Here is a 13585-nt window from a genome sequence, read left to right as displayed (position 1 = left end):
GCTGGTCCACAGCTATCGCGAGCAAGCTTTGCTCCCACAGTTGTTCTCCAGAACTGTCTCCTGCTGCGACCTCCGATCACTCGTCCGCCTCCACCTGCCCATCCCACCCCCCGCCCAACGCCGCGATCAACTGCACGCTGGCGATCAACCGGCTCTGCTGCAGGCTGAGCACGCTGCGCTCGTTGCTCAGGGCGGTGGCCTGGACGGTCACCACGTCGAGGTAGGCGATCAGTCCGGCTTTGTACTGGTTCTGGGTCAGGCGCAAGGATTCGCGCGCGGCGTCGAGGGCTTCCTGGCGCACGCGGGCTTCGTCTTCCAGCACCTTGAGTTGGATCATGTAGTTTTCCACCTCGCGAAACCCGTCGAGCACGGTCTGGCGGTAGGTGGCGACGGTCTGGTCGTAGGCCGCGACACTGCGGTCGACTTCCGCCGAACGCTGGCCGCCGTCGAACAACGTCATGGCCAGTTGTGGCCCCACCGACCAGAAGCGATTCGGTACGCTGATCCAGTTGTCATAGGTACTGCTGCTGTAGCCGCCACTCAGGCTCAGGGTCAGGTCCGGGTAATAGGCCGCCTTGGCCACGCCGATGTTGGCATTGGCGGCCATCACCGAGCGTTCCGCCGAGGCGATGTCCGGCCGCCGTTCGAGCAACTGCGATGGCAGTGCCACCGGGACTTGCGGCAACGACGGAATGTCCTGGGTTTCCGCCAGGTTGAACTCAGCCGGAGGCAAGCCCATCAACACGGCGATGGCATTTTCGAACTGAGCACGCTGCCAGATCAGGTCGATCAAGTCGCCCTGGGTGGTCTTGAGCTGGTTCTGCGCCTGGGCCACTGCGTCCTTGCCGGACACCCCGGCTCGGTACTGGTTTTCGGTCATCTTCAGCGAACGCTGATAGTTCTCCAGGGTGGCCTGCAGCAGACGTTTCTGTTGGTCAATCACCCGCAATTGCAGGTAATTCTGCACCAGTTCCGATTGCTGGCTCAGACGCATGGCGGCCAGGTCGGCGAAACTGGCCTGGGCACTGGCCTCATCGGCCTCCAGGGTGCGCCGCAGTTTGCCCCAGACATCAGCCTCCCAACTGACCCCGGCCTGGGCGCTGTAGGTGTCGCGGATGCCACTGGACGAGCTGCTCAGGCTCGAACTGCTGCTGCCCGTGCCCTGGCTGGAGCGGTTCTTGCCAACGGTCAGGTCCACCGAGGGAAAAAACGCCCCCCGGGCACTGCGCGCCAGGGCCTGGGCCTGGCGGTACTGGGCTTCGGCCTGGGCCACGGTCTGGTTGGACGTATTGAGTTTTTCCACCAGGCCATTGAGCTGCGCGTCCCCATACAACTCCCACCAGGCACCACGGCCCAGGGCATCGCTCGGATTGGCCTGGCGCCAACCCTGGGCTTCCTTGTATTGCGCTGGCGCGGCGGCCTGCGGGCGCTGGTAATCCGGGCCAATCGCACAGGCGCTGAGCATGGCCACGCACAGCGCCAGGCTCAGTGCCCGCGAGCCACGGGCAGTCGCCAGCGGCGCGACAAGATTGAAAAACGAACGGTCGTTCATAGCGGAGTTTCCAGGGCAGCATCGGTGCGCACGCCGCGCCAGCGGTTGAAGCGATGGCGCAGCTTGTCGAGATAGAGGTAAACCACCGGAGTGGTGTAAAGCGTCAGGACCTGGCTGAACACCAGCCCGCCGATGATGGTCAGGCCCAGCGGCTGGCGCATCTCCGAACCTTCGGCGCCGCCGATCAACAGGGGCACGGCACCGAGGATGGCCGCCAGCGTGGTCATCAGGATCGGCCGCAAGCGCAACAGACAGGCGCTGCGAATCGACTCCAACGGTGCCTGCCCACCCCGCTCCAGTTGCAAGGCCAGGTCGATCATCAGGATCGCGTTTTTCTTCACCACGCCAATCAGCAGGAACAGCCCCAGCAGGGAAATCAGGCTGAATTCCCCGCCTAGCATGTAGATCGACAGCAGCGCGCCGACCCCGGCCGACGGCAAGGTGGACAGGATGGTCAGCGGATGAATGTAGCTTTCATACAGCACGCCCAACACCAGGTACACCGCCAGCAATGCCCCGAGGATCATGAACGGCTGACTCTTCTGGGTGGCCGCGAAGGCGTCGGCGGTGCCGGCCATTTTCACGATCACGTCCTCGGGCATGCCGAGCCTGGCGATGGTCCGCTCGATGGCGGCCGTGCCCTGCTCCACCGTCACGCCTTCGGCCATGTCGAAGGAAATGCTCTCGGAAGCGAACTGGCCTTCATGGCTGACCCGGTCATCCTCCAGGCTGTTCTCATAATGGGCGATGGTCGACAACGGCACCCGCGCGCCGTCGGCGGTGATCACCTGCACCTGCTCCAGGGTATTCGGGTCCCGGGCGTACTTGGGATTGACCTCCATCACCACCTGATACTGGTTCAGGCTGTCATAGATGGTCGAAATCTGGCGCTGGCTGTAGGCGTTGTTCAGCACGGCGGTGACCATGTTCATGTCGATGCCCAGGCGCTTGGCCTGGTCGCGGTCCACCACCAGTGTTACCTGCTGAGCCCCACCACCGTCCCGGGCGTCAATGGCAGTCAACTCCGGCAAGGTCCGGAAAGCGGCCACGAGCTTGGGGTACCACTCACGCAGGGACGCCAGGTCAGCGCTTTGCAGGATGTAGGAGTATTGCGAGGTGGTCTGCTCGCGGCCGCCACCGAATTGCAGGTCCTGGTCGGCCATCAGCATCAGTTGGGCGCCGGGGACCTTGGGCATTTCCTTGCGCAAGCGCTCGATGACTTTCTGCGCGGAAATGCTCCGTTCCTTGATCGGCTTGAGGCGCACCAGCATGAACGCGTTGTTGGTGCCGTTGTTGCCGCCAATGAAGCCCGCCACGCTCTGCACCGCGTCGTCCTTGAGCACCGCACGGCGGAAGATTTCCATCTTCGGCTGCATCACGTTGAACGACAGGCCGTCATCTCCGCGCACGAAACCGATCAACTGGCCGGTGTCCTGCTGCGGCATGAAGGTTTTTGGCACCACCACATACAGGGCGACGTTGACACCGATGGTCACCAGCAGACTGAGCAAGGTCAGGCGTCGATGACGCAGCACCCAGTCCAGGCTGGTGGCATAACCGCGAACCATCCAGTCGTTGAGACGCCGGCTCTCACGCTGCAAACGGTTTTCCTGCCCGGGCACGTGGGGCTTGAGCCAGCGCGAGCAGAGCATCGGCGTAAGCGTCAGGGACACCACCAGCGAGACCACGATGGCCGCCGCCAGGGTGATGGAAAACTCGCGGAACAGGCTCTCGATGATGCCCCCCATGAACAGGATCGACAGGAACACCGCCACCAGCGAGGCGTTCATCGACAACAGGGTGAAGCCCACCTCCTTGGCACCGAGGTAAGCGGCTTTCATCGGCGGCACACCTTCGTCGATGTGCCGGGAAATGTTTTCCAGCACGACGATGGCGTCATCCACCACCAACCCGGTGGCGAGGATCAACGCCATCAACGACAGGTTGTTCAGGGAAAAACCGTAGAGGTACATCACCGCGAACGTGCCCACCAGCGACACCGGTACCGCCAGGGTCGGAATCAGCGAGGCGCGGAAATTGCCGAGGAACAGGAACACCACCAGCACCACCAGGGCAACAGCGATCAGCAGGGTCATTTCCGCTTCGTGCAGGGTGGCCTTGATCACCGGCGAACGGTCCATGGCCAGGTTCAGCTTGACGCTGGCCGGCAGCACCGCCTGCAACGCCGGCAGTTGCGCCTTGATTTCATTGACCGTCTCGATGATGTTGGCGCCGGCCTGGCGGTTGATTACCAGCAGTACCGCGGCATCGTTGTTGAAGAAACCGCTGTTGTAGCGATCCTCGACGCTGTCGGCGACCTTCGCCACGTCCTTGAGCCGCAGCACCGAGCCGTCCTGGTAACGGATGATCAGGGTTTCGTAGTCCTTGGCCTTCTCCAACTGGTCGTTGGCCTGGACCTGCCACATGCGCCGGTCATCCTCGACCGAACCCTTGGGCCGGCGCACGTTACTGTTAGCGATGGTCTTGCGCACGTCATCCAGCGCCACGCCGTACTGGTTGAGCAACTGCGGTTCCAGCTCGATGCGAACCGCCGGCAGCGAACTGCCGCCGATCTGCACTTCGCCGACACCTGAAACCTGGGACAGGCTCTGGGACAGAATGGTGGACGCCAAGTCGTAGAGTTGGCCTTTCTCCAATACGTCCGAGGTCAGCGACAGCACCATGACCGGCGCCTGGGACGGGTTGACCTTTTTGTAGGTCGGCATACTGCGCATGCCGCTGGGCAGCAGGTTACGCGAGGCATTGATGGCCGCCTGCACTTCGCGCGCCGCCCCGTTGATATCGCGGTCCAGGTCGAATTGCAGGATCACCCGGGTCGAGCCCTGGCTGGAACGGCTGCTCATGGTATTGACCCCGGCGATGGCGCCGAAGGAGCGTTCGAGGGGCGTCGCCACCGTCGAAGCCATCACCTCCGGGCTGGCCCCCGGCAGGTTGGCCTGGACCACGATCACCGGGAAATCCATCTGCGGCAGCGGCGAAACCGGCAGCAGGCCGAAGCACACACCGCCAAGCAGCATGATGGAGAAGCTCAGCAGCATGGTGGCGACGGGGCGCTTGATGAAGGGCCCGGAGAGGTTCATGGGCAATAGCTCCAAGCCGCAAGCTTCAAGCGGCGAGCGATTTTGTGGCGAGGGGATTTATCCCCGCTTGAGTGCGCAGCGCTCACAAAAGACGCTGCTACGCAGCCTGACGGGGATGAGTCCCCTCGCCACAAAAAGCTCCTCTGCCCTGGGCGCATGGTGGTCATCGTTCTACAAGCCGTCATGCCTGCACCTCTTTCCCATCAACCCGGGCAAAGCGCCGCCCGAGGCGATCGAAATACAGGTAGATAACAGGCGTCGTGAACAGCGTCAGCACCTGGCTCACCAACAACCCGCCTACCATCACCAGCCCCAGGGGCTGGCGCAGTTCCGCGCCGGAGCCGGTGGCGAGCATCAGCGGTACCGCGCCGAACAGGGCCGCCAGGGTGGTCATCAGGATTGGCCGGAAGCGCAGCAATGCGGCTTGATAGATCGCCGTCTGCGGATCGATCCCTTGGTTGCGCTCGGCATCGAGGGCGAAGTCGATCATCATGATCGCGTTCTTCTTGACGATGCCGATCAACAGGATAATGCCGATGATCGCGATCATGCCCAGGTCGTTGCCACTGAGAATCAACGCCAGCAAGGCACCGATGGCCGCCGAGGGCAAGGTCGAGAGGATCGTGATCGGGTGGATATAGCTCTCGTACAGCACGCCCAGCACGATGTACATGGTCACCACCGCCGCCAGGATCAGCAGCAAGGTGCTGGACAACGAGGCCTGGAACGCCTGGGCCGCGCCCTGGAACTCAGTCTGCACGCCCACCGGCATGCCGATATCGTGCTGGACCTTCTCGATCAACTCCACCCCATGCCCGAGGGCCACACCCGGCGCAAGGTTGAACGACATCATCACCGCCGGGAACTGGCCGATGTGGGCAATCGCCAATTGGGCCTGACGCTCCTCGACCCGGGCCAGGCTCGACAGGCGCACCTGCCCACCATCGGTGGTCTTGACGTAGATCTGATTCAGAGCCTGCGGGCCGATCTTCTCCCCGGACTGGGCCTGCAACACCACCCGGTACTGGCTGGCCTGGGTATAGATGGTGGAAATCTGCCGCTGGCCAAACGCGTCATACAGCGCATCGGTGATGTTCGACACCGACACGCCCAGGCGTGATGCGGCGTCACGGTCGATCACCAGGTAGACCTGGAGCCCCTTGTCCTGAAGGTCGCTGGCGACGTCGGTCAGCTCCGGCTGGCGAGCCAGCGCCTCTACCAATCGCCCGCTCCACAGGGTGAGCAATTCGGCGTCCGGTGACGACAGGCTGAACTGGTACTGGGTACGACTGACCCGGTCTTCGATGGTCAGGTCCTGCACCGGCTGCATGAACAGGCGGATGCCCACCAGGCGATCCAGTTGCGGCTGCAAGCGGGCAATGATCTCGCTGGCGCTGTCGTCTCGCTTGCTGTGGGGCTTGAGATTGATCAGCAGCCGGCCGCTGTTGAGGGTGGCGTTGTCGCCATCCACGCCGATGTACGAAGACAGGCTTTCCACCGCTGGGTCGGCGAGGATCACCTTGGCCAGTTCTTGCTGGCGCTCGCTCATGGCGGCGAAGGAAATCGACTGCGGCGCCTCGGAAATGCCCTGGATCACCCCGGTGTCCTGCACCGGGAAGAACCCCTTGGGCACGGCCAGGTACAACACCACCGTAAGCACAAGGCTGCCCACCGCCACCAGCAGGGTCAGCGGCTGATGCCTGAGCACCCATTGCAACTTGCGACCATAGGCGGCGATCAGCCAGTCGATCCACGCCCCGCTGGCACGGTAGAAACGCCCCTGCTCATCCTCCCTCGGCTCACGCTTGAGCAAGCGTGCGCACATCATCGGGGTCAAGGTCAGGGACACCACCAGGGAAATCAGGATTGCCACGGCCAGGGTGATGGCGAACTCACGGAACAAGCGCCCCACTACGTCAGCCATGAACAACAGCGGGATCAACACCGCAATCAGCGACAGCGTCAGGGAAATCAGCGTGAAGCCGATCTGCTTCGCGCCCTTGAGCGCGGCCTGCAGCGGGCTGTCGCCCTCCTCGATATAACGGGCGATGTTCTCCAGCATGACGATGGCATCGTCCACCACGAAACCGGTGGCAATGGTCAGGGCCATCAGTGTCAGGTTGTTGATGGAGAACCCCGCCAGGTACATCACGCCGAACGTACCGATCAGCGACAACGGCACGGCCACCGACGGGATGATGGTGGCGCTGAAACGGCGCAGGAACAGGAACGTCACCATGACCACCAGGGCGATGGCGATCAGCAGTTCATGCTGCACGTCGGTGACCGAAGCGCGGATGGTCTGGGTGCGGTCGGTGAGCACGGTAACGTCCAGGCCGGCCGGCAGGTTGTCGGTGATGCTCGGCAACAGTGCCTTGATCCGGTCCACCACTTCAATGACGTTGGCCCCCGGTTGGCGCTGGATGTTCAGCAGCACGGCCTGGTTTTCGTTGGCCCAGGCAGCAAGGCGCTCATTCTCGGCGCCATCGACGATCTGCGCCACGTCCTTGAGCCGCAACGGCGCGCCGTTGGCGTAGGCCAGGATCAGCTCGGCGTAGTCCTTGGGCGAGGTCAACTGATCGTTGGCATCGAGCATCGACACCCGGGTCGCGCCGTCGAAGTTGCCCTTGGGCTGGTTGACGTTGGAAGCACCGATCAGGGTGCGCACGTCCGCCAAGTTGAGACCGTTGGCCGCCAGGGCTTCGGGGTTGACCTTGATCCGCACCGCCTGGCGTTGCCCGCCGGCGATGGTGACCATGCCGACCCCGCTGATCTGGGCGATCTTCTGCGCCATGCGGGTGTCCACCAAATCGTTGAGCTTGGGCAGCAGCATGGTCTTGGAGGTGATCGCCAGGGTCAGGACCGGGGTGTCGGCCGGGTTGACCTTGTTATATACCGGCGGCGCCGGCAGGTCGGTCGGCAACAGGTTGGTGGCCGCATTGATCGCTGCCTGCACCTGTTGTTCGGCGACATCCATGTTGATTTCGAGGTTGAAGCGCAGGGTAATCACCGAAGCGCCACCGGAGCTGGTGGACGCCATCTGCGTCAGGCCCGGCATCTGTCCGAACTGCCGCTCCAGGGGCGCGGTCACGGCACTGGTCATCACGTCGGGGCTGGCGCCCGGGTACAGGGTCATGACACGGATGGTCGGGTAGTCGACCTGGGGCAATGCCGACACCGGCAGCAACCGATAGGCGATCAGGCCAGCCAGGACAATGGCCAGCATACTCAGCGTAGTCGCGACCGGGCGCAGGATGAACAGCCGCGAGAGATTCATGCGCCGCCCTTTTTCGCCTTGTCGGCCACGGCGGGTTCAGCCGGGGCTGCCGCAGGCTTGCCCTGCAGGTGTTCGGTTGGCGTGGTGGGCACATCCTGGCTGTCGTTGACCACTTCCACCTCGCTGCCTTCCTTCAAACGGTCGGTGCCTTCGAGCACCACCCGGTCGCCGGCGGCCAGTCCTTCCGTGATCACGGTATTTTCGCCGTCACTGGCGCCGACCTTGAGCTGCTTGATGGTGACCTTCTTGTCGCCCTCCAGGGCGTAGACGAAGGTGCCATTGGTGCCGAACTGAATGGCTGCGGTCGGCGCCAGGATCACCCCCTTGAGCGTGTCGGCCAACAGGCGCACGTTGACGAACTGATTGGGGAACAGCGACTGCTCACGATTATCGTAGCGGGCCTTGAATTTCAGGGTGCCGGTGGTGATGTCGATCTGGTTGTCCAGGCTTTGCAGCACGCCGCTGGCCTGGAGTTTCACATCGCCACGGTCCCAGGCTTCGACAGGCAGCTTCGCGCCGCTGCGGTAACGGGCAAGCACCGTGTCGAGGTTGTTTTCCGGCAGGGTGAACACGACATTGATGGGTTGGGTCTGGGTGATGACGGCCAGGGCCGTGGTGTCGTTGGCCGCCACCAGGTTGCCAATGTCCAGTTGCCGCAGGCCTACGCGCCCGGAGATCGGTGCACGTATCTTGGTGAACTCCAGGTTGAGCCTGGCGTCGTTGACCGCCGCCTGGTTGGTCTTGACCGTGCCTTGATACTGCCCCACCAGCGCAGCCGCGGTGTCGAGGGTCTGCTTGGCGATGCTGTCCTCGGCATACAGGCCGCGGTACCGCTCGAGATCGACCTGGGCGTTTTTCAACTGGGCCTGGTTCTGCAGCAACGTACCTTCGGCCTGCAGCAAGGCGTTCTGGTAGGGACGCGGATCGATCTCGGCCAGCAGGTCCCCCGCCTTCACCATCTGCCCTTCTTCGAAGGCGATCTTGACCAGCTCACCGCCCACCCGGCTGCGCACGTTGATCGTATTGAGCGCCGTGACCGTGCCCAACGCCTTGTAATACAACGGGAAATCCCCGGTGACGGCGGGTGCCACCCGAACCGGTATCGGCCCCGTCGCACCGCCGAACCCGGGCCGCATGCCGCCCGAACGCCCCATGTGTCCAGCGGCGGTTTTCTGTCCTGCAGCGGACTTGTGATCCGCGCCGGCCGGCCAGAATTTCCAGGCCAGCACCGCGACGACCAATACGACGAACAGGCTGAACAGCCAGCGACGGGAATTGCGGGGAACAGAGGATTGCATGGAGTGATCAACCATTGGGCGCGTGGGCATCTTTTATGGAAGGCTGAACGATAAGCACTGGCAGGTATTTAGCAAAGCGCCTTTACCGGCAATTTACCTTGGGCTTACGTATCGGGTTGCAGGCTAAACGCTTGAAGTACAAATGAAAACGGCCTGGGCAGAGCCAGGCCGTTAACAATTGTAATAAATACTCTGATCAGAGCCCTTATTTCAGGACAGCGAGTGCAGCGTCGTAGTTTGGTTCTTCGGCGATTTCCTTGACCAATTCGCTGTGCAGTACGGTGTCATTCTCGTCCAGCACGACCACGGCACGGGCGGTCAGACCCTTCAGCGGACCGTCAGCGATGGCTACGCCGTAGTTCTGGATGAACTCGGCACCGCGCAGGGTGGACAGGTTCTGGACATTCTCCAGGCCTTCGGCGCCGCAGAAACGCGCCTGAGCGAACGGCAGGTCAGCGGAGATGCACAGCACGACGGTGTTGTTCAGCTCGTTGGCCTGGGCATTGAACTTACGCACGGACGTGGCGCATGTCGGGGTGTCGACGCTTGGGAAAATATTCAGGACCTTGCGCTTGCCGGCGAAATCCTTCAGGGAAACGTCCGACAGATTGCCGGCAACCAGGGAAAAGGCTGGCGCCTTGGAACCGGCTTGCGGCAACTGGCCATTGACTTGAACCGGGTTGCCTTTGAGGGTGACTTGAGCCATGAACGGATTCCTTCTGGCATGTTTGAAAAAGGTCGAGGCCGGAGTTAACCATGAAATACCGCCGCGACCTATGGTTAGACACAAAAAGTCATCGCTTGAATACCGCTACTTGTCCTTGAGCTTCAGGAACGACTGGTGCAGATCCGCCGCCCAGCCGTCGATGACGCCCTTGACGTCATCGGGTTTCATCACCTGGGAGTCGTTGGACAATGGCCTGCCCGTGCCCTTGCGCACCACCTGGGCGATCACCGCATTGTCCCCGCCGTCGAGGAACACCGCCTCGGTGCCTAGCGTGGTTTCCTGATCACGAATACCGCTGGCGGTACTGACGGCGGCCGCCACCAGTGCAATCGGAACCACCTCGTAAGGTTTCAGGCCCTCGGTCTTGCTGCCCACGGCGGTGATGGCCGCACGCATCACCAATACGCCCGACCCCGGACCGGTCGCCAGGGGCAAGGACTTGCCGGCCTCTCGCCTGAGCGCCTGGTCGTAATACGCGGTGATGCCGGACAAAGTGGCCTGGGGAATTTTCACGGTCGGCTGCGGCTTGGGGTACAGCTGCGTCGGTTCGATATAGAGATGGGTGTATTTGCCCGGCTCGATCTTCGGATCGACCCAACGCATCACCGCGACCCCCGAAGGTGATTTTTCTTCCTTGAGCCGGCTGTAATCCCCCAGGAACCCGGAGTATTCGTCCGGCTGAGTGACGTTGCTGGAACAACCCACCAAGGTGAGCGAGACGATGCATACGCTACCCATCATTGACGCGAGTTTCATGCTGGCACTCCTGTAAGCCACACGAGACGAGGGCGGGACTACAGGTATAGCCAATGGGCGGTTCTTTCGCCCGCTCAGGCATGAAAGTAACTTGCCCTACAGAGGGGAAACCCGCCTCTTCGCCGGTTGTGAATGGACGTCCTGCAAGTGATGAGTAGCGGGTTTTATGCCCATCACCTGTCAGACCTGACAGTAGTCAATACCGTCCGAGAGAGGTTTGATAAAGCCAGCCGCCGAGACGACAGACGAGTTCTTGGCCGCAGGAGCCAGGAACTCATCATGCGTAGATCAAGTGGATTAATGGCCATGCTGCTGATCACGCTGATGGTCAGTTGTGCACCAATTGCAACAAAACCGCCCGAAATCACTATGGCTGATGGTGTTCAAATACTCGACGGACCAGACACCGCCGCTTACCTGGACACGCTGTATAATCGCAACTTCCCCAACTGCAACAAGACCGAATCCCAACCGGCATTCCTTTGTTCGGGCGTGACCCTCCGGCTCACCATAAAAGACCCACTCAATGTCTATAAAGTCTGGGACCCCAGTCCGATTTCCTTACAGAACGGCGCCGTGTCCTTTTCTTATATGAGAGCGGACACCAACTTTGGGGGCAACGCATTCGGTTGGGACTACCAGAACGGCTATATCCTGTACCCCTTCCTCGAGGCTCCAGCAGGCAAGGCCCAGCTGTTTTACATGTGTTCATACCCCATGGATGGATGGACCCAGCAACGCAGCCCACCTTGCGGCCCCCACCCCTTTTATCCTTATCACAGCAATCTGTGTCAGTACCATAACGTTACGATCGCCGAGCAATGGGTGTATGTATGGACCTATCCCGACCCCAATGCCCAGCACCCCATTCAGCAATGCGGGTTTGATGTCAGCGATGACCGCAATACGTTTGCCGCACCTGCGTTCAGGGAGTCGTTGCGGTCCAGGGCGCTGCTGGCGGCTAAGACTCCAGCCTACGCGACCCAGGTCTTCAACGATCATAACGAGATCATTATCAAGACCTGGACTCCGGGACGGCCCAACACTTTTCCGATCCTGGCCTTTTTCTATATCGCAGGAAACAGCAAGGGATTGGCCGATGCCCAATACAATCAACGTGACTTCTATAACTCCACCAGTCCAAAGATCGTGGTGCCGATCATTCGCCTGACACCGGCCGCCAGCCTCGGCGGCAAGGCCTCCTTCAGCTACTCCGCAGAGGAGCAGGCCTTGGTTCAGTGATTCGGTATGACAGGTGTCGCCATGCCAGATTTGCCTTGGACTAGCGGAGAAAAGTCACTACACCATGACACCTGACGCAAAGATGAGCGTTACAGTTGATGTTCCTCTGGCATCCGCTCCTGAACAATTGGAGACTCCTGCCAGGCCGGTCCCGTCGACACAGGCCACTGCCCGAGGACATCCAATGCGCACCATCGGCCTTATCGGCGGCATGAGCTGGGAATCCAGCGCCGAATACTATCGCTTGATCAATCAGCAGGTACGGGACCGGCTCGGGCCGTTGCGCTCGGCACAACTGCTGATGCACAGCGTCGATTTCGGCCCGGTGGAGCAGGCTCAGCACGCCGGGCGCTGGGACGATGCCGCCGCTATCCTGGTGGATGCCGCGCGACGCCTTCAGGCCGGCGGTGCCGAGTGCGTGGTGCTGTGTACCAACACCATGCACAAGGTGGCGGCGCAGATCCAGTCGGCCATTTCGATTCCATTCCTGCACATCGCCGACCCCACCGGCCAGGCCGCCCTCGACGGAGGAACCGTGACGGTCGGCCTGTTGGGCACGGCGTTCACCATGGAGCAGGACTTCCTCAAGGATCGGCTAAGCGCCCAAGGGCTGAGCGTGCTGGTCCCCGACGCAGAAGAGCGCCAGGCGGTGCACCGCATCATCTATGACGAACTCTGCGTGGGTGTGATCAACCCGGCATCGCGCCAGGTCTACCAGCAGGTCATCGAGTCCCTGACCCTACGTGGCGCCCAGGCGATCATCCTGGGCTGCACGGAAATCGGCCTGCTGATCAAACCCGAGCACAGCGCCCTGCCCCTGCTCGACACCACCCACCTGCATGCGCGGGCGGCGGTGGCGTTTGCCTTGGATTGACCGGCAGGTACTCAGGCACCCGACTTCGGTACGCCAGCAGCTGCTACCTGTTCAACGCAGCCGCGCCATGGCCAGGGTGTCGACCCAGCGCCCGTCACGCACCGCATAGTCACGCATCAGGCCTTCCGTCTCGAAGCCGAATTTACGGTACAGCCCGACGGCGGCCTCGTTGTCGGCGTATACCGTCAGTTCCACCCGCCGCAGGTTCATCCAGTTGTCCGCCACCTCCAACGCGGCGGCCAGCAGCATCGAGCCCACCCCCTTGCCCTGCCAGGCGACGGCGACGCCCATGCCAAGACTCCCGCAGTGGGCACGGCGGACGCGCGAGTACTGCTCCAGCCCCAGATTGCCAATGACTGTGCCCTGATGCAGCGCGACCAGTTTCACGTGGCGCTCATCGTCCATCACCAGACGCTTGCGCCACACTTCGGTGGACTGGAACGGCATCTGTAGCACCTGACGGGTCACCGCCGGGTCGTTGTAAAGCGCGGTGACCGCGTCGAGATGGGCTTCAGTGAATCGGGCGATGGTAATCGTGGGCTCTGACATACGGCTCCTTCCTGGAAACGCGAGATGGCCGTCGACTATAAACCGCCGTTCATCCGGTAGCGAATGTACGAACGCCTTCGCGGGCAAGCCCGGCTCCCACAGGGGTTCGGGTGGTCGCTGGATTTGTGCGCAACTGTGGGAGCGAGCCTGCTCGCGATAGCGGTGGGTCAGATGACGAAGATGTTGGATGTGCAGCCGTCATCGCGAGC

The 13585-nt window shown here is 62.0% G+C and carries 9 protein-coding genes; 2 read left to right on the top strand and 7 right to left on the bottom strand.

Features of this window, described 5'->3' with window-relative positions:
* Positions 1 to 76: 76 nt before the first annotated feature.
* The 6 genes from ACODTO_RS28905 to ACODTO_RS28880 form a co-directional block, all read right to left on the bottom strand.
* Positions 77 to 1552, bottom strand: coding sequence for an efflux transporter outer membrane subunit (locus tag ACODTO_RS28905; RefSeq protein ID WP_139645327.1), 1476 nt, complete (start codon positions 1550 to 1552; stop codon positions 77 to 79).
* Positions 1549 to 4653, bottom strand: a complete 3105-nt coding sequence (locus tag ACODTO_RS28900; RefSeq protein WP_489107434.1) for an efflux RND transporter permease subunit — start codon at positions 4651 to 4653, stop codon at positions 1549 to 1551. Before ACODTO_RS28900 ends, ACODTO_RS28905 begins: the two co-directional genes overlap by 4 nt.
* A gap of 181 nt (positions 4654 to 4834) precedes the next feature.
* Complete coding sequence (locus tag ACODTO_RS28895) at positions 4835 to 7930, bottom strand: MdtB/MuxB family multidrug efflux RND transporter permease subunit (RefSeq protein WP_175386120.1); 3096 nt, start codon at positions 7928 to 7930, stop codon at positions 4835 to 4837.
* A complete protein-coding gene (locus ACODTO_RS28890) occupies positions 7927 to 9243 on the bottom strand; it encodes an MdtA/MuxA family multidrug efflux RND transporter periplasmic adaptor subunit (RefSeq protein ID WP_175386119.1) in 1317 nt (438 codons plus the stop codon). The genes ACODTO_RS28895 and ACODTO_RS28890 overlap by 4 nt, the downstream gene beginning before the upstream one ends.
* A gap of 190 nt (positions 9244 to 9433) precedes the next feature.
* Positions 9434 to 9934, bottom strand: coding sequence for a thiol peroxidase (gene tpx, locus ACODTO_RS28885; RefSeq protein WP_024779993.1), 501 nt, complete (start codon positions 9932 to 9934; stop codon positions 9434 to 9436).
* 105 nt (positions 9935 to 10039) lie between these two features.
* Positions 10040 to 10711: a DUF3313 domain-containing protein gene (locus ACODTO_RS28880; protein ID WP_489107433.1), complete on the bottom strand. Its 672-nt coding sequence runs from the start codon at positions 10709 to 10711 to the stop codon at positions 10040 to 10042.
* Between the two features lie 279 nt (positions 10712 to 10990).
* Here ACODTO_RS28880 and ACODTO_RS28875 point away from each other — a divergent pair, with 279 nt between their 5' ends.
* Together ACODTO_RS28875 and ACODTO_RS28870 are read left to right on the top strand one after the other, a co-directional pair.
* Positions 10991 to 11953, top strand: coding sequence for a halovibrin HvnC (locus tag ACODTO_RS28875; protein WP_139645317.1), 963 nt, complete (start codon positions 10991 to 10993; stop codon positions 11951 to 11953).
* 184 nt (positions 11954 to 12137) lie between these two features.
* A complete protein-coding gene (locus tag ACODTO_RS28870) occupies positions 12138 to 12827 on the top strand; it encodes an aspartate/glutamate racemase family protein (RefSeq protein ID WP_489107432.1) in 690 nt (229 codons plus the stop codon).
* 51 nt (positions 12828 to 12878) lie between these two features.
* On the opposite strand, the gene ACODTO_RS28865 is transcribed toward ACODTO_RS28870, so the two are convergent.
* A complete protein-coding gene (locus ACODTO_RS28865) occupies positions 12879 to 13376 on the bottom strand; it encodes a GNAT family N-acetyltransferase (RefSeq protein WP_489107431.1) in 498 nt (165 codons plus the stop codon).
* Positions 13377 to 13585: the final 209 nt, after the last annotated feature.

The organism is Pseudomonas sp. FG13, from assembly GCF_057809755.1.
This window is presented reverse-complemented; position numbering and strand designations above follow the sequence as displayed.

What these genes read in the sequence shown, in the direction of transcription:
- ACODTO_RS28905 (WP_139645327.1), bottom strand. Translation starts at nt 1,552, where the DNA reads ATGAACGACCGTTCGTTTTTCAATCTTGTCGCGCCGCTGGCGACTGCC.
- ACODTO_RS28900 (WP_489107434.1), bottom strand. Translation starts at nt 4,653, where the DNA reads ATGAACCTCTCCGGGCCCTTCATCAAGCGCCCCGTCGCCACCATGCTG.
- ACODTO_RS28895 (WP_175386120.1), bottom strand. Translation starts at nt 7,930, where the DNA reads ATGAATCTCTCGCGGCTGTTCATCCTGCGCCCGGTCGCGACTACGCTG.
- ACODTO_RS28890 (WP_175386119.1), bottom strand. Translation starts at nt 9,243, where the DNA reads ATGGTTGATCACTCCATGCAATCCTCTGTTCCCCGCAATTCCCGTCGC.
- tpx (WP_024779993.1), bottom strand. Translation starts at nt 9,934, where the DNA reads ATGGCTCAAGTCACCCTCAAAGGCAACCCGGTTCAAGTCAATGGCCAG.
- ACODTO_RS28880 (WP_489107433.1), bottom strand. Translation starts at nt 10,711, where the DNA reads ATGAAACTCGCGTCAATGATGGGTAGCGTATGCATCGTCTCGCTCACC.
- ACODTO_RS28875 (WP_139645317.1), top strand. Translation starts at nt 10,991, where the DNA reads ATGCGTAGATCAAGTGGATTAATGGCCATGCTGCTGATCACGCTGATG.
- ACODTO_RS28870 (WP_489107432.1), top strand. Translation starts at nt 12,138, where the DNA reads ATGCGCACCATCGGCCTTATCGGCGGCATGAGCTGGGAATCCAGCGCC.
- ACODTO_RS28865 (WP_489107431.1), bottom strand. Translation starts at nt 13,376, where the DNA reads ATGTCAGAGCCCACGATTACCATCGCCCGATTCACTGAAGCCCATCTC.